Source organism: Streptomyces ureilyticus (genome assembly GCF_011045025.1).
Lineage (GTDB): Bacteria > Actinomycetota > Actinomycetes > Streptomycetales > Streptomycetaceae > Streptomyces > Streptomyces ureilyticus.
In genome coordinates this window covers 1-17,357 of record NZ_JAAKZX010000198.1, presented here as the reverse complement: position 1 = coordinate 17,357, position 17,357 = coordinate 1, and the positions used below count along the sequence as shown (strand labels likewise).

Genomic DNA, 17,357 nt, shown 5'->3' with positions numbered 1-17,357 from the left:
CCCCAGACCCCCGTATCGGCCTTCGGCCTCGTCCTCAAACTCCCCCAGCTACCGCTGGGAGGTACCCCCAGACGGGCTTAATTCGTCAGCCGTGCGTGCAATGAGCGCGCCGACGCGTCCGTCAGCGAGGCGATCTGGTCTACGAGCACTCGCTTGCGTGCTCTGTCGTCCGGGGCCTCGTCGTACAGGGCGCGGAACTGGGGGTCCAGGCCGTCGGGGGCGCGGGCCGTTAGCGCCTCGGCCAGTTCGGCTACCACGATCCGCTGGTCGGCGCGCAGTCGCTCCTGTTCGGCGCGCTGCATGACGTACCGGTCGGCTACCGCCTTGAGGACCGCGCACTCCAGGCGCGCGCTTCTCGGTACGACCAGCTCGGCGGCGTACCGCGTGAGCCGTCCCGTGCCATACGCCGTCCGGGTGGCGCCCTCCGCGGCCAGGCAGAAGCGGCCGATGAGCTGGCTCGTGGCGTCCTTCAGGCGGGCCTGCGCTACGGCCGTTCCGTCGTAGCCGTGCGGCCACCACTCCTCGGCGAGGAGCCTGTCGAGCGCTTCGGCCAGCTCGGCGGGGTCGGTGTCGGCGGATACGTACCGGCCGATCGCCACCGCGAAGACCGACTGCCGCTCGGGCTCCGCGTACAGGCAGCCGGGGTCGATATGGCCCGCGTGCAGTCCGTCCTCGACGTCGTGCACGGAGTACGCCACGTCGTCGGACCAGTCCATGACCTGGGCCTCGAAGCAGGTGCGGTCGTCGGGGGCGCCCTTGCGGACCCAGTCGAAGACCGGACGGTCGTCGTCGTAGACCCCGAACTTGGGTGACGCGGGGTCGGTGGGGTGGGCGCCGCGCGGCCAGGGGTACTTGGTGGCGGCGTCGAGGGCGGCGCGGGTGAGATTGAGGCCGACGCTGACGAAGTCGCCTGTTTCCTCGCTTCTTTGGAAGCGCTTGGGCTCGATGCGGGTCAGCAGGCGCAGGGACTGCGCGTTGCCCTCGAAGCCGCCGCAGTCCTGTGCGAACTCGTTCAGGGCCTGTTCGCCGTTGTGCCCGAAGGGCGGGTGGCCCAGGTCGTGGGAGAGGCAGGCCGCCTCTACGAGGTCCGGGTCACAGCCGAGGGCGGCGCCCAGCTCGCGGCCTACCTGGGCGCACTCCAGGGAGTGCGTCAGCCTCGTACGGGGGCTGGCGTCCCAGGCCTCACTCCTGGTGCCGGGCGTGACGACCTGGGTCTTGCCCGCGAGGCGGCGCAGTGCGGCGGAGTGCAGTACGCGGGCGCGGTCGCGTTGAAAGGCGGTGCGGCCGGGCCGCTTGTCGGGTTCACCGGCCCAGCGTTCGACTGACGTCGGGTCGTAGCCGGGGGGCGGGAGGTGGTTCTCGTACGGCTGGGCGGTGGCGGGTGCGGTGCCTTCCATGTCTCGACATTATGCGTCGGCGGTGACAATTGGCGCTGCCAGCCCCATCGCGGCGGAGCCGCATGTGTCACGGCCCCGCGCCCCTTACGGGGCGCTGCCCTCGCCCGGAGTCTTCAAGCGAACCCCAGCTTCAGGCGGACGCCAGTTGAGGTGCCGCCGTAGTGGTCTGAGCCGCCAGTGCCTGGTCGTAGCGGTGTAGGACCAGGCGGGCCATTGCCAGGTGGGCGCCCAGTGGGGCCGCCGCTATCCAGGGGGCCGCCTCGGCGCACTCGGTGGAGAAGCGGCCGGGGGCCGTGAAGTATGAGGCGATCGCTATGCGGTGGCGGCCTCGGGCTGCTAGCGCGCGGACTGCGTGCGGGACGGTGGGTGCGGCGGCGGAGGCGTAGGCGGGGATGACCGGGACGCCGAGGCGCTCGGCCAGGAGACCTGCGGTGCGGCGGGTGTCGATGGCCGCTTCGGGGTCGCGGGATCCGGCGGCGGCCAGCACGATTCCGCTGCTCCGGCGGTCGGTGTCCGTCATCCGCGTTCGCCAGCCGGCCTCTACGAGCCGCTCGTGCAGCGTCTCCACGAGCAGCGGGTGGGGGCCGAGCGGCGCGGCGACCCTGGTGTTCGCCGGGGAAGCGGCCGCGGCCTCCGGGATGTCCTGCTTGACGTGGTAGCCGCGGCTGAGCAGCAGCGGTACGAGGACCGCGTCGCCGGTGCCGAGGGAGGCGAGCGTGTCGGGCAGCAGGGGCTCGTTCAGCTCGATGTGGCCGAGGTGCACGGGCGTGGAGGGGCGCAGCTCGCGGACCTTCTCGATGAGGGCACGGATCGTGCTCAGCGCCCGCGGGTCACGGCTGCCATGGCCCACCAGGACCAGCGCGGGCGGCGCGGAACGCCGCGTCCCGTCGGGCGAGACGAGGCTGAGCTGGCTGCCGAGCTGGCTGGTGATCCGGTTCATGAGTTGCGCCGTACTGTCGAGGTGAGCGCCCCGGAGGTGCTGGCCACCGGGGCGTGTGGTGGACTCGTCGCGAGGAGTGTTCGACGCCGTCATGAACTGATGGTGGCGGTACGACGTTGCCGCCCCGTTGCGCGGGAATGACAGGTGTTTTCCGGGGGTTCACGGCGGGGCGGGGGCGGTCGTGAGGTGCCCCGGGGCCGGAGGGGAACCGGATCACCCTTCCCCACGTTCCCTACGACAAGGCCACTGACCTGGGAGGATACCGGATGCTGCAGCTGAGGCCGGACCGGCTGCGGCTGCGTCGACCGCGGCTGCTGCGCCTCCTTCCGCTGCTGAAACCTCGGCTGCCGCGCACCCGTACGGGGCAACGCCGGACCGTGCAGGCGGTGATGCTCGGGTGCGTACTGGCCCTGCTCCCTTCGACGTGGTTGTTCCTGGCGGCGGACGACCGGCTGGGAACCGTACGAGACGTGCCGCGGACCGACGTGGCGATGGTGTTCGGCGCCGGACTGCGGGGCGAGCGGCCCTCCCCGTACCTCGCCCACCGCCTGGACGCGGCGGCCGAGCTGTACCGCTCGGGCCGTGTCGAGGTCGTCCTGGTCACCGGCGACAACAGCCGCGAGGACTACGACGAGCCCGACACCATGCGCACCTACCTCACCGAGCGCGGTGTCCCCGACCGGCGCATCGTCAGCGACTACGCCGGCTTCGACACCTGGGACTCCTGCCTCCGCGCCAAGAAGATCTTCGGCGTCGACGAGGCCGTGCTCATCAGCCAGGGCTTCCACATCCGCCGGGCGGTGGCCCTGTGCGAAGAGGCGGGCGTCACGTCGTACGGCGTCCCCGCGCAGGGCGACCGGCGTGACGGGGTCTGGTACTACGGCGCCGTCCGGGAGCTCTTCGCGGCGAGCAAGGCGGCGACGGAGGCGGTGTTCGAGCCCGATCCGCGGTTCCTGGGTCCGGAGGAGCCTGGGGTGTCGCAAGCCCTGGCAACGGCCAGGTAGCCGGTAGCCGAGGCACGCCTCTCGCAGTCGTTCCGTCCCCGTCGCTCCCGTCGCCCGTCGTCCCCGTCGCCCCGACGTCATGGCCGCACATCAATGTCCCGCGTGCGCGTCCTGTCCACCACCGGCTCCACCGGCTCCACCGGCGTCCGGCTGCCCGGCCCGCCGGCCCTTCTCGACCACCGCGAACTGGCCCATCATGCCCTCGTCCTCGTGGTAGAGGAGATGGCAGTGGTACATGTACGGGGTGTCCGGGTCGGCCGGGCCCTCGAAGCTCAGCGCCAGCTTCATCGTCGTACCGTGCGGCAGGAAGACGGTGTCCTTGGGGCCTCGCAGTTGTGGCGGCGGGGTCTTTCCGTTCACCTCCAGGACGCGGAACTGCACATCGTGGACATGGAAGTTGTGCGGCATGCCGTTGGTGTTGCGCACGGTCCAGGTCTCGGTGGTGCCCCTGGTGACCGTCTCGTCTATTCGATCCATGGCCATCTTGCGATCGTTGATCCCCGACCTCTTCAGGTCGAAGTGCCGGGCCCGTACGGCGTCCGAACCGTCCGGCACCTCCAACTCATCCAGCTTCTGCGGCAGTTCGGGCGAGGGGCGGAGCGTCGCCGCGGCCCGTAGTTGCAGGATGTCGAAGGAGTCGTCGCCCCCGCCGAACCGGGTGTTCCAGGCGTCCCCGTAGTTGTCCTGCGGGAAGCTGCGCAGGCTGGTGCGCTCGCCGGCCCGCATCCGTACGACGATCTCGGCGCGCTCCCCGGGCGAGAGCTGCAGCCGCTCGGTCCGCACGGGGCGTTCCAGGCGGCCGCCGTCGGTCGCTATCTGCGTATAGCGGCGGTTGTCGTCGAAGCCGAAGGAGTACGTCCGGGCCGTCGAGGCGTTGAGCAGCCGCAGCCGCACCAGTTCGTCCCGTACTTCTCGGTGCGGGTCGAGGGTGCCGTTGACCATGGTGCGGTCGCCGAGGAAGCCAACGTCCTGCATCATGCCGCGTCCATGATCGAACCTGGCACCGTCGAACTTGACGTCCTGCACGATGACGGGCAGATCGTCGACGCCGTACTTCTTCGGCAGCGGCAGGGCGGAGGACTTCTCGTCGTCGAGGAGGAACATCCCGGCGAGGCCACGCTGGACGTGCCGCTCGGTCCGACCGTGGGGATGCGGGTGGTACCAGAGGGTGGCTGCGGGCTGGTCGATCTTCCATGACGGCGTCCATGTGCCGCCCGGCCGCACCATCTGATGCGGACCGCCGTCCATCCGCGCGGGCAGATGCATACCGTGCCAGTGCACGGTCGACGGCTCGTCCAGCGTGTTGCGCACTCTGACCTCGACCTTGTCGCCGCGTTCGGCACGCAGGGTGGGGCCGAGGTAGTCGCCGTTGAAGCCCCAGGTCTTGGTCCGCTGTCCCGGCCTGAACTCCTTCTCGCCGGCGCGCATCTCGAGGTCGAAGACCTTGGTGCCGTCCGCCTTGACCCGGCTCGGTTCGGCGAGCGGCGGGATGGCGAGCTCATTGCCGAAGGAGCCCTTGCCCACCGTGCTGACATCGGCGCTGCTCCACAGCCACGCCATCCATCCACCGAACGCGGCGAGCAGAACGGCCACGACCGTGACAAGGGTGACCAGAACCCGCTTGAGCGTACGGCGCCCCTTCTTCTTCCCTGCCTTCTTCCCGGCCGCACTCCCCTCGCCGCTCCCGCCCTCCGTGCCGAGCATCCCTCTCGTCCCTGTCGTCCTCGTCCCCGATGTCGTCATGCTTCGACGATCTCGGTCCGAGGGCACCCCGGACATCCGGGCACCGCCCTGACCCGACCCCCGCCTTCCCCCTACGGGACCCGGACCCACAACCCGCACATGACGCGGGGGCGGCGGACCGAAAACCCCGTCCTCCGCCCCCGCTCACCGGATGAGCTCACCCCGACCACCGGGGCAACTCACCCGGCTCACCCAACTCGCCGGACTCGCCCGTCAGCGCCCCTTGAAAACAGGCGCCCTTTTCTCCATGAACGCGCTCATCCCCTCCCGCTGGTCCTCCGTCGCGAACAGGGCATGGAACACGCGCCGTTCGAAGAGCAGCCCGTCGCGCAGGCCGGTCTCCAGAGCCCGGTCGACCGACTCCCAGGCCGCCGTGACGGCCGGGCGGCCGTAGGAGGCGATGGTCTCGGCGGCTTCCGTCGCCTCGGCGAGGACCCGGTCGTCGGGGACGACCCGCGACACGAGGCCCGAGGTCTCCGCCTCGCGGGCGTCCATCGTGCGGCCGGTGAGGATCAGGTCCATTGCCTTGGCGCGGCCGACCATGCGGGTCAGCCGCTGGGTGCCGCCGATGCCGGGGATCACGCCGAGTTTGATCTCCGGCTGGCCGAATACCGCCGACTCGCCCGCGATGATCAGGTCGCACATCATCGCGAGTTCGCAACCGCCGCCCAGCGCATAGCCGTTGACGGCCGCGATCTTCGGCGTACGGAATCCGGCGAACTCCTCCCAGCCCGCGAAGTAGTCCTCCGCGGCCATGTCCACGGCCGACTTCCCGGCCATCTCCTTGATGTCCGCACCGGCCGCGAAGACCTTCTCCGAACCGGTGACGACAAAGCAGCCGACCTCCGGGTCTCGGTCCAACGGGCGCAGTGCGTCCAGGAGTTCGGCCAGCAACTCGCCGCTGAGGGCGTTCAGGACGTGCGGCCGGTGGAGTCGTACGGTGACGACGCGGCCGTGGCGTTCGATCTTGAGGGTGTTCATCAACTTCCCTTTCCAGACAGTCCGTTACGAGTCCCAGATCGCGCCGTACGCGGGAATGCCGCGCCGTTCGAGACCGTGCACGACCTGCCAGGTCAGCTTCTTGTTGGAGATGCAGATGACGGCTTCGGCACCGAAGTCGCGGTACGCGGTGTACGCGAGCCGCACCATGTCCGGTTTGCCGTGCTGCGAGGTGTCCCAGACCAGTGCGTGCGGCTGGACGGCGAGGATCTCGTCGACCAGTTCGTCGCCATAGGTCTTACGGGGGTCGCGCGTCGCCCACACGAGCCGTGAGGGCACCTCGGCGGCCAGCAGATGGGGCAGGCAGGGACCGATGCCGCTGCCGGTGGCGACGTAGATCACCTTGCTGAACAGGGTCTCGATATTGGCGACCCCGGCCGTGGTGATGCCCTTGACCCAGACCTTCGGGGGCGCGTCGTCGATGAACGAGCCCGTCCAGTCGCCCGCGCGCGAGATGGTCAGCCGGAAGCCGGGCCGGCCGGGTGAGGGCACGTTGGCGAAGGAGTGCCACTCCTTCAGCGGGCTGCGACTGATGGCGGTGGAGGACCCTGCGAAGGGCGTCACGCCGTGGTTGAAACGGGCCAACGCGACGTGCGAGGAGGGCCGTTCGATCCGTACGTCCACCTTGCGCAGCCGCAGCCAGGGCAGGGCGACGCTGAAGGTGACCACGGCCAGTACCCCGAGGGCGAGCGGGCCCTGGGCGCCCAGCAGCGTGTGCGTCCAGAACAGTGCGAGCGCCGTCCAGCCGCCGAAGCGGTGGATCTTCTCGAAGTGGTCGTGGAAGCGGGAGCGGAAGGGCGGCAGGGCGGTGGCGACGATGCCGACGAGCAGCGCGACGAGTATCCAACTCGCCGTGATGAGTGGTGCGTTGGCGCCTTCGACGGTCACCACGACCGCCCCCGCGAGGAACCACACCGCTCCCGCCAGTGCCCCGCCCACGTGCAGTCCGCCGAAGTGGTACACCTTGCCGAGCGTCCACCGCACCTTCAACGGCCAGCTCGTCGGCGCCCAGGTCGCCAGCCGGAAGAAGAGGTTGATGACGTACTGCTGGCGTACGACCACGGCGAGCGCGAGGTTCACGAGGGACGCGTAGCCGATGGTTTCGGCGCTCGGGGCCCAACTCGCTGCCAAGAAGGCCAGGTTGGCGAGAAGTACCAGGGCCGCCAGGCGGTTGTAGTGCATCAGGCGGGGGTGCTTGAGGAGGCGACGGGGTGCGGAGGTGAGCGGAGGGAGCTCGGCGATATCCGCGGGAGCGGACGACGTCTCAACGGACGAGGTCTCAACGGACGAGGTCTCAACGGACGAGGTCATCAGGCCGCCCCCTCTCGCACTGCCGACACCGGCAGCAAGGGTGCCCCCTCACCATGAACCGTCGCCGCCCGCGAGGGCTCGCGCGGGGCCTCGCGCACGGCCTCCCGCTCCGTCGCCAGCCGCAGCAGTGCCGCCCGGTCGACCTTGCCCCGGTCCGTCTCCGGCAGTGCGGCCAGCGGGAGGACCGCGGCCGGAACGCAGTAGTACGGCAGCGCGTCGGCCACCGCGTTCCTGGCCGTGTCCGGGTCGACGTCGGCCGGGCAGACGAAGGAGACCAGGCTGCGGGCGTCCCGCTTGAGCGTGACGGCGCGGGAGCAGCCCGCCACCGACTCCAGTACCGAGGAGACGGAGTCCAGTTCGACGCGGAAGCCGCGGACCTTGACCTGGTCGTCCGTACGGCCGAGGTGCTCGAGTTCGCCGTCGGGCGTCCAGCGGCCGAGGTCGCGGGTACGGAACATCCGGCGTCCGCCGCCGAGGAAGGGGTCGGGGGCGTAGCGCTCGGCGTTCAGGCGGTCGCTCGCCAAATAGCCCGCCGATACGCAGTCGCCGCCGGCCCACATCTCGCCGACCTCCCCGATGGGCAGCGCACGCCTGTGCTCGTCGAGGACGTACACCGTGTTGTTGGGGGTGGGCCGGCCGATCGTGAGCAGCGGGTCGTCCACGTGGTGGCGGCGCATCGTGTTGACGATGGTCGTCTCCGTGGGGCCGCAGGAGTTGTGGAACGCGGACCGCCGGGCCCAGGCGTCCGCGAGCGGGCGCGGGCACGGCTCCCCCGCGACTGCCACCGTCCGGACATGGGGGCAGCTCGCCGGGTCGATCCCGGACAGCACCGTCGGGGTCGCGATCAGCACGTCCGCCGTACGGGCCGCCGCCGCGACGTCCTTGCCGCGGACGACGAGCGTGCCGCCGTGGGCGAGGCAGCCGAGGATCTCCCAGGCGGCCATGTCGAAGGCGATGTTGAGGAGCTGGGCGACCCGGTCGCCGGGGCGGATGCCGAGGTCGCCGGGCGCGGTGAGGAGGATGTTGGCGACGTTGCGGTGGGTGACCTTCACGCCGTTGGGCTTGCCGGTCGTGCCGGAGGTGAAGAGGACGTAGCACCCGTCGTCGGGACGTAAGGGCCGCTCGAGCCGGACCGGCCCCTGAGCGGCGAGGTCATCGTCGTCCAGCGTGATCAGCCGGTGTCCGGATTCAGGCAGAGGCACCCGCAGCGTGTGCTCTGTCTGAGTGAGGACGACCCGCGTTCCGGCGGTACGGATGACGTGCCGTAACTGGGCGGCGGGGGTGAGGCCGATGTCCTGCGGGACGTACGCGGCGCCGGCCTTCAGCGTGCCGAGCAGTCCGACGAGCATCGGGATGGAGCGGCGTACGAAGAGGCCGACGTGATCGCCGGGCCGTACGCCTTCCCGTACGAGCCTGGCCGCGAGCCGGTCGGCACGGCGGTTGAGCTCGCCGTACGTGATCGTCGTGCCCTGGTGCTCGGCGGCGACGGCGTCCGGCGCCGTGGCGGCTCGCCGTTCGACGGCGTGGTGGACGAGGGGGTCGGGGACGGGAACTTCAGGACCTTGGCCGAACTGCCAGAAAAGGGCCCTGTCTTGGGGGGACAGATGGCTCAGGGGCATGCTTCACAGACCTCCTGGCTGTGTGGGGAGAAGGTGCCTCGGGCGACTGAACACTGACGCACGGCGTTCGACATGCCGAACGCCGTCCGAAGCTGTTGCGGGCCGCACCGCATGTGCGCGATGGCGACCCGAACAGCTTCAACGTTCAATGTGGTCCGCGTCACTGGCAAAACAAGTCACATGACTGGACTGACAGCACATCGACAGCTTCTGAACAGGCAGACGACAGGAACCACACGCATAGCGCTTCCGGCCCCTCACGCCGCCTGAGCCCCGGCGGGGAGGTCCCCGTGCCTGCCGTGTAACGGGACGCGTTGCGGTGCGTAACACGTGCGACGCACGCTGGACGGTATGCAGAACACCGTGACGCCCACCCACTGCCCGTACTGCGCCCTGCAGTGCGGAATGAATCTCACGCCCGAGCAGGACGGGAGCGTCGCGGTGGTCGAGCGCCCGGACTTCCCGGTGAACCGTGGCGCGCTGTGCGGCAAGGGCCGTACGGCGCCCGCGGTGCTCTCATCGAGCGTCCGCCTGACGACCCCGCTCGTCCGGAACGCCGGTGTTCTGGAGCCCGCCACCTGGGAAGAAGCGCTCGGCCGGATCGCCGACGCGCTGTCCCGCACGCGTACGGAGCATGGCCCGGACGCGTGCGGGGTGTTCGGCGGCGGCGGGCTGACCAACGAGAAGGCGTACACGCTCGGGAAGTTCGCCCGCGTCGTGCTCGGCACCTCGCAGATCGACTACAACGGACGTTTCTGCATGTCGTCCGCGGCGGCCGGCGGGATCAAGGCGTTCGGTCTGGACCGGGGGCTGCCGTTCCCGCTGGAGGACATTCCGAAGACCGGCTGCGTCATCCTCGTCGGCTCGAACCTCGCCGAGACGATGCCGCCCGCGCTGCGCTACCTCACCGAGCTCAAGGCCAACGGCGGCAAGCTGATCGTCATCGACCCGCGCCGCACCCGGACCGCCGAGCAGGCGGATCTGCACCTCGCCCCTCGCCCGGGTACGGATCTCGCCCTCGCGCTCGGCCTGCTGCACCTGGTGGTGGCGGAGGGGCGGACGGACGAGGCGTATATCCAGGAGCGTACGAGCGGCTGGGAGGAGGCGCGGGCCGCGGCGATGGCGCACTGGCCGGAGCTGGTGGAGCGGATCACGGGGGTATCCGTGCCTCAACTCCGGGAGACGGTACGGCTGTTCTGTGAGCCGGAGTCCGCGATGGTGCTCACCGCGCGCGGGCCCGAGCAGCAGTCGAAGGGTACGGACACGGTGGGCGCGTGGATCAACCTGTGCCTGGCCACGGGCCGTGCCGGGCGTCCGCTGTCCGGCTACGGCTGTCTGACCGGGCAGGGCAACGGGCAGGGCGGCCGTGAACACGGGCAGAAGGCCGACCAGTTGCCCGGTTACCGCAAGCTCGACGACCCGGCGGCCCGCCGCCATGTGGCCGAGGTCTGGGGCGTGGACCCGGACTCGCTTCCGGGCCCCGGCCGCAGCGCGTACGAGCTCCTCGACGCTCTCGGTACGGACATCCGCTCGCTGCTGCTGATGGCTTCGAACCCGGTGGTGTCGGCGCCGCGTGCCGCGCACATCGAGGAACGCATCAAGTCGCTTGATTTCCTGGCCGTTTGTGACGTGGTGCTCTCCGAGACGGCGGCCCTGGCGGACGTGGTCCTCCCGGTCACCCAGTGGGCGGAGGAAACGGGCACGATGACGAACCTGGAAGGCCGCGTCCTGCTCCGCCGCCGGGCGATCACTCCGCCGGAGGACGTCCGCAGCGACCTGGAGGTCATGCACGAACTCGCCTCCCGCCTGGGCGTGGAAAAGGGCTTCCCGACGGACGCGGAGGAGATCTTCGAGGAGCTCCGCCGGGCGAGCGCGGGCGGTCCCGCCGACTACTCGGGGATTACGTATCGCCGCCTGGCGGAGGAGAACGGAGTGTTCTGGCCGTGCCCGGCTGAGGCTCCCGAGCCCCAGCAGGCGGACGCCGGCACCCCCGCACCCCCGGCAAGCAAGCCCCTGCCCGGCACCGCGAGCGCCACGGCCCAGGACGGCGAGGACGCGGCCCTCGACCTCTGGCCGGACGACCCCGCGAGCGAGGCCGAGCCCAGGGCCGCAGCCGCCGCCCACCCCGGCACCCCCCGCCTCTTCCTCGACCGTTTCGCCACCCCCGACGGCCGCGCCCGGTTCGTCACCGTGACGCATCGGCCGCTTGCCGAGGAGCCCGATGACGAGTATCCGGTGCTGCTGACCACCGGACGCGTCGTCTCGCAGTACCAGTCGGGGGCGCAGACCCGGCGGGTCGACGAGCTGAACGCCGCCGCCCCCAGCGCCTTCGTGGAACTGCACCCGAGGCTCGCCGAGCGGCTCGGCGCGAAGGAAGGCGACCCGCTGGCCGTCGTCTCCCGGCGCGGACGCGCGACCGCGCCCGCGCGGATCACCACCTCGATCCGCCCGGACACGGTCTTCATGCCCTTCCACTGGCCGGGCGAGGGCCGGGCCAACACACTGACCAACCCGGCCCTCGACCCGACGTCCCGCATGCCGGAGTTCAAGGCGTGCGCGGTACGCGTGGAGCTCGCCCCGTAGGGGCGCGGTATCGCACCAACTAACCCAGTACTGGCGCCAGTTCCACCCGGTCGATGTTCGGCGCCCAAGCCGACGCGTTGGCGAACGTCACCACGTTCGCACCCTTCTTCAGGTCGACCGGAACCCCCACCGTCCAGTAGTCGTCCCAGCCCCACGTGTTCTTGAAGGTCACCTTCCGCGTGGTGTCGCCGACCGTGACGTCCGCCGTGCGGGACACGATGTCCGTGTTGTAGGCGTGGCCGTTGTCGCGGCGGTCGTTGTTGGCGTACGAGATGACCAGCATGTAGCGGCCCGCCTTGGGGGCGTCGACCGTGAACTGCGCCGTACTCGCCGCCGAGTTGCCCAGCCAGCCGATGAACGAGCCCGCCGAGGCGTACGACGAGGACTCCAGACGTGCTTCCCCGGCCAGGGTCGCGTCGGAGCCCTCGTAGGCGAGCGTGCCCGAGGACGAGCCCGCCCCCGACACGTCCAGCGAGCGCAGTCCGACGCCCGAACCGGTCGCCGTCACCCGGTTGTTGCCCGCGACCAGGTACAACCGCAGCGCCCGGTCGGGCGGTGCCGTCACCGACTGACCGTGCAGGGACAGCTTCACGGCCGCCGAGGCCCGCGAGGTCAGCGTGTAGTAGCCGTCGCGCGGCGCGTACACGTCGAAGACCGCCTTGTCGCCGGAGCCGAGCCGCAGGGTTCCCGTCCCGGTGCCGGCCGAACTCCCATAGTCGTACGTCGGCTTGCCCGAGATGTCCGCGAGCGTGGCCTCGTACCGTGCCGAAGGTGTGGTCTGCGCGGTCAGGTCGACGCGGTCCAGCGTCACCTCCTTGCTGTCCTTGGCCAGCGTCAGCGTGTGGCTGCCCGCCGTGAGGGAGACGGGGACGGTCTTCAGGGCGCGGTACGTCCAGTTCTCCGTCGAGGGATACGTCACGGTCGTCGCCGTACCGCCGTCCACGGAGAGCTTCTGCGTGGCGGGCGTTCCGCTCTGGTTGCCGTACAGGATCCCCAGGTCGTACGTCCCCGTGCGCGGCACCGAGACCCTGAAGTCCACCTTGCTGGAAGCGGTGTTGAGCGAGCCGACGTCCTGGGTGCCGGAGGCGGCGTACCCGTTGGCGTTGGACACCGTGCCCTGGGTGTAGACCTGGCCGCCGGTGATCGCCGCGTCCTCCGCCTCGTACGACGCCGACCAGGGGGCGGAGGGCGTGGCGGGCGTGCCGGAGCCGGCCGGGTTGAGGACGACGCGGTACGCCGACATCTTCCGCATCCCGGTGAGCGGAACGGTGACCGTGCCGTCCTTCGCCACCTTCAGCTTCACGCGCTTGAGCACCTGAGGCGCCGCGTGCGCGCCCTCGTACCCGGACCAGGCCGCCTCCGCCACGGTCGCGGTCACCGAGGACCCGAAGACCTTGCGGTCGACGCTCTTGACGACGACGTCCGCGTCGCCCGCCGCGCCGCCGAGCACCACCTGCGCCTGCCGGCGCTTCGTGTCGTACGAGGCGAGCCCCTGGAGCGTGTCGATGGTGTTGGCCTGCGGCGGGGTCACCTTGACGGTGTCGCCGGTCAGGCCCGCGTACCAACGGAACAGCCACCAGCCGCCGTTGGGGATGTTGGAGCGCGCGACATGGCCGCTGAGATTGCCCGCGGCGTCCCAGTAGGCCATGTTGCCGTACACCTTGTTGCGCTCGAGCATCGAGACCCACTGCACGAGTTGGCCCGGCACGGACAGATCGCGGCGGTTGGCGTACTCATCGATGTTGATCTTCAGCGGTGCTATGCCCAACTCCCGCTCGATGGAACGGTAGTTGTCGTAGTGCCCCTGGAAGTCCCGCAGCGAGCCGGAGCCGAGCTCGTGCCAGGTCATGATCTGCGGCAGTACGTTCTCCCGCTTGGCGAAGGCGAGGAAGTCCTTCAACAGGCGTGTGTGGTACGCGGCTTCGTTCGGGCCGGCGATCCTGGCGTCCGGGTCGATCGCGCGGATCCGCTGGTACACCGTCTTCCAGTCCTGGAAGAACCGGTCGCGGTTCTTCTCGTACGTCGCCTGGTCGGAGACGCCGAGGTCGTACCAGATCTGGTCGGGCTCGTTGAACGGGATGTAGACGAAGCGGTCGCTGTTCGGGGTGGCCGACACCTCCTTGGCGATCTTGTCGACCTTGGGGAGGTAGTCGTCGATGCCCAGGTCCTCGTACGGCCACTTGGCGTAGATGTCCTGCATCATCACGTTGATCTCGCCGCCGCCGTTGCGGAAGAACGACTTGGAGACGGTGATGGCGTCGCCGTTGGGGTGCTGGGCGCCGCCCTCCGGCTTCTGCGAGATGCTGGTGACCTTCAGGGGTTCCAGCGCGGCGTCGCTGGGCACGCCGTCGTCGCTGAGCCCGTACAGCGCGCCGTTCGCGCCGCGCATCACCGGCCCCTCGGAGTCGGCGAGGTCGACGGAGAGGCGGGGCGCCGCCCGTTCCGCGCCCTGGGCCGCGGACAGCTGGGCCGCCGACATGGCGCCTCCCATCAATGCGAGCGCGAGGACCGTGGTGGTCCATCGTCTGATCCCTGTGAACCCTGTGATCCCTTGTGTCGTGCGCGTTCTCCGAGTCATCCATCGGCTCCTGGACTCTTGTGTGAACGGTCACATCAGCGCATGATTCTCCCGCCGCAGTAACATCTGTCAACACCTGTTGCAGCAATAAGCAGCGATAACACTGAAGTAGCCAGTGCGGTAACCAGGGAGTGACCGTTCACATGAGGAGCGTTCAAGAGCCCACCATCCGGGACGTCGCCCGCGCGGCCGGCGTCTCGTACCAGACCGTCTCGCGCGTCATCAACGGCAACGAACGCGTCGCCGAAGCCACCCGCCGACGGGTGCAGACCGCCATCGGCGAACTCGGCTACCGGCCCAACCGAGCCGCCCGCGAACTCGCCGGCAAGGCGGTCCGCTCCCTGACCGTGCTCACCTCCGACACCTCCCTGTACGGCAACGCGGCGGCGCTGCGCGGCATCGAGGAGGCCGCCCGCACGGCGGGGTTCGCGGTCTCCATCAGCGTGCTCGACCGCCACGCTGCCCTGGACGCCGAGGAGTTGCGGGCGCGGCTGGTACGCCCCGGCGAGCCCGTGATCGTCATCGCCTTCGACGCGGCGGGCGTCCGGGCGCTGGAGCTGCTGCCCGCGGACGTACCCGTGACCGCACTGGTCGAGCGCCCACCGGGCGACGACCCGGACCCCCGGCACGTATGGCTCGACGACCGCCTCGCCGCCACCCGCGCCACCCGCCACCTGCTCGGCCTCGGCCATCCGACCGTGCACTGCCTCGCCCTCCCCTCGTCCACGGCACACACCGCACAGCGGACGGAGGGGTGGCTGGACGCCCTGCGGGAAGCGGGAGTCGACGCACCCGCACCGATCGACGGCGGCTGGACGCCACGCTCCGGTTACCTGGCAGCGCGCGGGCTGCTGGAACGCCACCCCGACGCCACCGCCGTACTGTGCGGCAACGACGACCTGGCGCTCGGGATGCTGCGGGCGGCACGGGAGGCGGGGCGCCGGGTGCCGGACGAGCTGAGCGTCGTGGGCTTCGACGACACACCCGCGTCCGCGTATCTCGCTCCGGCGCTGACCACGGTGCGGCTGGATTTCGAGGGGCTCGGGCGTACGGGTTTCGGCTTGCTGCATCGTCTGCTGGATCCGTCGGCTCCGGGGCAGGAGCCCTGTGCGGAGCCGGAGTTGATCGTGCGGGAGAGTTCGGGGCCGGGCGGCAGGGGTATCGGCTGACTTGTTGACTTGAAGATCACGGCATCACGGCATCACGGCACCAGGACATGAGTCATCAGGGCTATCGCGGGGAGATCGGGTGACGCAGGACCACGGCAACGGCGTACGGCACTATCGCTGGGGGCATTCGGAGCTGGCTGTCGACTTCGATTTCGGCGGGGCCGGTGGGGACGGCAGGGCAGATGAGAGCGGCGGGCCGAGCGGGGCCGCCTGGGCCGCCGGTGTCGGCGGGGACTCGCCTCAGCTGCTGCGGCTGGCGCGGCCCGGTGATCCCGAGCCCAAGGATGAGGATGCCGAGGTCCGTGCCGCGTTGCCGCTGGTCGATCTGGTGTTGGCCGGTGAGGGTACGGGATTCTCGGGGCCGCGGTTCACGGGGACGGCGCTCGGGCCGCGGCTGAGGTACCGGGCACACGTCGCCACGTACGAAGACGACGGCTGGCACCGTCTGACCGTCGAACTCCACGATCCCGCAAGCGAGTTGGTGGTCTTCGCGGAGTACGCCTCGCCCGACGGGGTGCCGGTGCTGCGCTCGCGGGTACGGCTCCGCAACGACGGCTCCGCGCCGGTTACCGTGCGCTCGGTCAGCAGTCTGCTGCTGGGCGCTCTGCCCTCCCCCGACGACCTGCTCGTGTTCCGTGCGCGCAACGACTGGCTCGCCGAGTGCCGTTGGTACGCCGAGCCGCTGCGGACGTCCGTGCCCGACATCGGCCGGGACGTCCACGAGCACGACAGCCGGGCCGCGGTGCGCCTGGCCGGGCGGGGCAGCTGGCCCACCGACGGACACTTGGCGTTGGGCGCCCTCAACCACCGTACGGACGAACGCAGTTGGCTGTGGCAGATCGAGTCCGCGGCGAGCTGGTCCTGGGAGGCGGGGGAAGCCGGCGGGCACACGTATCTGACGCTCGGCGGGCCGACCTCGGACGAGCACGGCTGGCGTGAAGTCCTGGAGCCGGGCGGGGAGTTCAGCAGCGAGTGGGCGGCGCTGGCCCTCGGCACCTGCTTCGACGGAGCGCTGGGCGCGCTGACGACGTACCGCCGTCTCATCCGCCGCCCGCACCCCGACCACGAACGGCTCCCCGTCATCTTCAACGACTACATGAACACGTTGATGGGCGACCCGACCACCGAGAAGCTGCTGCCGCTGATCGACGCGGCGGCCTCGGCCGGGGCGGAGTACTTCTGTATCGACACCGGCTGGTACGACGATGACGCGGCGGGCTGGTGGGACAGTGTCGGCGCCTGGCTGCCGTCCGCCGGGCGATTCCCCGGCGGGGGGCTCGGGGCGGTGCTCGACCGTATCCGCTCACGCGGGATGGTGCCCGGGCTGTGGCTGGAGCCGGAGGTCGTGGGCGTCCGCAGCACCGTCGCGCGCGAGCTTCCGGATGCCGCCTTCCTGCGCCACGAAGGCGGCGTCCGGGTCACCGAACAGGGCCGCCACCAGCTGGACCTGACGCATCCGGCGGCTCGCGCCCACCTCGACGAGGCGGTGGACCGGATCGTGGGCGAGTGGGGTGTGGGCTATCTGAAGCTGGACTACAACATCACCACCTCCGTGCCAGGGCTGCTCTCGCATACGCGGGCGTGGCTGTCCTGGCTGTCATCGGTGCTGGACCGCCACCCGTCGCTGGTGATCGAGAACTGCGCGTCCGGCGGTATGCGCATGGATGGCGCGTCCTTGGCCGTCGCGCAGGTGCAGTCCACGTCGGACCAGCAGGATCTGCTCCGCTATCCGCCGATCGCGGCGGCTGCGCCTACGGCTGTGCCGCCGGAGCAGGGGGCTGTGTGGGCGTATCCCCAGCCCGAGTTCTCGGACGACGAGATCAACTTCACGTTGGGTACGGCGTTGCTTGGGCGGGTGCATCTGTCCGGGCACCTCGACCGGATGTCGGCGGGACAGCTGTCGCTGGTACGGGACGCTGTGGCGACGTACAAGTCGATCCGGGGGGATCTGCGGGCGCAGGACGGCGCGCGTACGAGTGCCGCCCGCATCCAGGCCGACCACGAGATCCTGGTT

General features: G+C 70.4%; 11 protein-coding genes. 4 read left to right on the top strand and 7 right to left on the bottom strand.

Translation table 11 applies throughout. The features are described from left to right. Window positions 1-77: 77 nt before the first annotated feature. Both G6048_RS38390 and G6048_RS38385 read right to left on the bottom strand, forming a co-directional pair. On the bottom strand, window positions 78-1,397 hold the full coding sequence (locus G6048_RS38390) for a deoxyguanosinetriphosphate triphosphohydrolase (RefSeq protein ID WP_165344222.1): 1,320 nt from the start codon (window positions 1,395-1,397) through the stop codon (window positions 78-80). A gap of 130 nt (window positions 1,398-1,527) precedes the next feature. After that, the gene (locus G6048_RS38385) at window positions 1,528-2,430 is read right to left on the bottom strand and encodes a sirohydrochlorin chelatase (RefSeq protein ID WP_165344221.1); all 903 of its coding nucleotides are present in this window, start codon (window positions 2,428-2,430) and stop codon (window positions 1,528-1,530) included. 173 nt (window positions 2,431-2,603) lie between these two features. On the opposite strand from G6048_RS38385, the gene G6048_RS38380 reads away from it, so the two are divergent. Beyond that, the gene (locus G6048_RS38380) at window positions 2,604-3,341 is read left to right on the top strand and encodes a SanA/YdcF family protein (protein WP_165344220.1); all 738 of its coding nucleotides are present in this window, start codon (window positions 2,604-2,606) and stop codon (window positions 3,339-3,341) included. A 90-nt stretch (window positions 3,342-3,431) separates the two neighbouring features. Here the strand turns inward: G6048_RS38380 and G6048_RS38375 are convergent, their stop codons facing one another. The 4 genes from G6048_RS38375 to G6048_RS38360 all read right to left on the bottom strand — a co-directional run bounded on the left by G6048_RS38375 (window position 3,432) and on the right by G6048_RS38360 (window position 9,013). Beyond that, complete coding sequence (locus G6048_RS38375; RefSeq protein ID WP_206342651.1) at window positions 3,432-5,045, bottom strand: multicopper oxidase family protein; 1,614 nt, start codon at window positions 5,043-5,045, stop codon at window positions 3,432-3,434. A gap of 252 nt (window positions 5,046-5,297) precedes the next feature. Next, window positions 5,298-6,065, bottom strand: a complete 768-nt coding sequence (locus G6048_RS38370; RefSeq protein WP_165344219.1) for an enoyl-CoA hydratase-related protein — start codon at window positions 6,063-6,065, stop codon at window positions 5,298-5,300. Between the two features lie 24 nt (window positions 6,066-6,089). Beyond that, on the bottom strand, window positions 6,090-7,394 hold the full coding sequence (locus tag G6048_RS38365) for a ferredoxin reductase domain-containing protein (protein ID WP_165344218.1): 1,305 nt from the start codon (window positions 7,392-7,394) through the stop codon (window positions 6,090-6,092). Then, the gene (locus G6048_RS38360) at window positions 7,394-9,013 is read right to left on the bottom strand and encodes an amino acid adenylation domain-containing protein (RefSeq protein ID WP_165344217.1); all 1,620 of its coding nucleotides are present in this window, start codon (window positions 9,011-9,013) and stop codon (window positions 7,394-7,396) included. Before G6048_RS38360 ends, G6048_RS38365 begins: the two co-directional genes overlap by 1 nt. A gap of 351 nt (window positions 9,014-9,364) precedes the next feature. On the opposite strand from G6048_RS38360, the gene G6048_RS38355 reads away from it, so the two are divergent. Beyond that, the gene (locus G6048_RS38355) at window positions 9,365-11,596 is read left to right on the top strand and encodes a molybdopterin oxidoreductase family protein (protein ID WP_165344216.1); all 2,232 of its coding nucleotides are present in this window, start codon (window positions 9,365-9,367) and stop codon (window positions 11,594-11,596) included. A 19-nt stretch (window positions 11,597-11,615) separates the two neighbouring features. On the opposite strand, the gene G6048_RS38350 is transcribed toward G6048_RS38355, so the two are convergent. After that, window positions 11,616-14,075: a CBM35 domain-containing protein gene (locus G6048_RS38350; protein WP_165344215.1), complete on the bottom strand. Its 2,460-nt coding sequence runs from the start codon at window positions 14,073-14,075 to the stop codon at window positions 11,616-11,618. A 242-nt stretch (window positions 14,076-14,317) separates the two neighbouring features. Between G6048_RS38350 and G6048_RS38345 the strand changes: the two genes are divergently transcribed. Both G6048_RS38345 and G6048_RS38340 read left to right on the top strand, forming a co-directional pair. Beyond that, window positions 14,318-15,343, top strand: a complete 1,026-nt coding sequence (locus tag G6048_RS38345) for a LacI family DNA-binding transcriptional regulator (RefSeq protein WP_165344214.1) — start codon at window positions 14,318-14,320, stop codon at window positions 15,341-15,343. 79 nt (window positions 15,344-15,422) lie between these two features. Further along, on the top strand, window positions 15,423-17,357 hold a 1,935-nt coding region (locus G6048_RS38340; RefSeq protein WP_328828198.1), incomplete at its 3' end, for a glycoside hydrolase family 36 protein.

Excerpts from the sequence above, each read along its gene's own strand:
- G6048_RS38350 (WP_165344215.1), bottom strand. The coding sequence starts at position 14,075 with ATGTCGGCGGCCCAGCTGTCCGCGGCCCAGGGCGCGGAACGGGCGGCG.
- G6048_RS38355 (WP_165344216.1), top strand. The coding sequence starts at position 9,365 with ATGCAGAACACCGTGACGCCCACCCACTGCCCGTACTGCGCCCTGCAG.
- G6048_RS38390 (WP_165344222.1), bottom strand. The coding sequence starts at position 1,397 with ATGGAAGGCACCGCACCCGCCACCGCCCAGCCGTACGAGAACCACCTC.
- G6048_RS38345 (WP_165344214.1), top strand. The coding sequence starts at position 14,318 with ATGAGGAGCGTTCAAGAGCCCACCATCCGGGACGTCGCCCGCGCGGCC.
- G6048_RS38375 (WP_206342651.1), bottom strand. The coding sequence starts at position 5,045 with ATGCTCGGCACGGAGGGCGGGAGCGGCGAGGGGAGTGCGGCCGGGAAG.
- G6048_RS38365 (WP_165344218.1), bottom strand. The coding sequence starts at position 7,394 with ATGACCTCGTCCGTTGAGACCTCGTCCGTTGAGACCTCGTCCGTTGAG.
- G6048_RS38360 (WP_165344217.1), bottom strand. The coding sequence starts at position 9,013 with ATGCCCCTGAGCCATCTGTCCCCCCAAGACAGGGCCCTTTTCTGGCAG.
- G6048_RS38370 (WP_165344219.1), bottom strand. The coding sequence starts at position 6,065 with ATGAACACCCTCAAGATCGAACGCCACGGCCGCGTCGTCACCGTACGA.
- G6048_RS38380 (WP_165344220.1), top strand. The coding sequence starts at position 2,604 with ATGCTGCAGCTGAGGCCGGACCGGCTGCGGCTGCGTCGACCGCGGCTG.
- G6048_RS38385 (WP_165344221.1), bottom strand. The coding sequence starts at position 2,430 with ATGACGGCGTCGAACACTCCTCGCGACGAGTCCACCACACGCCCCGGT.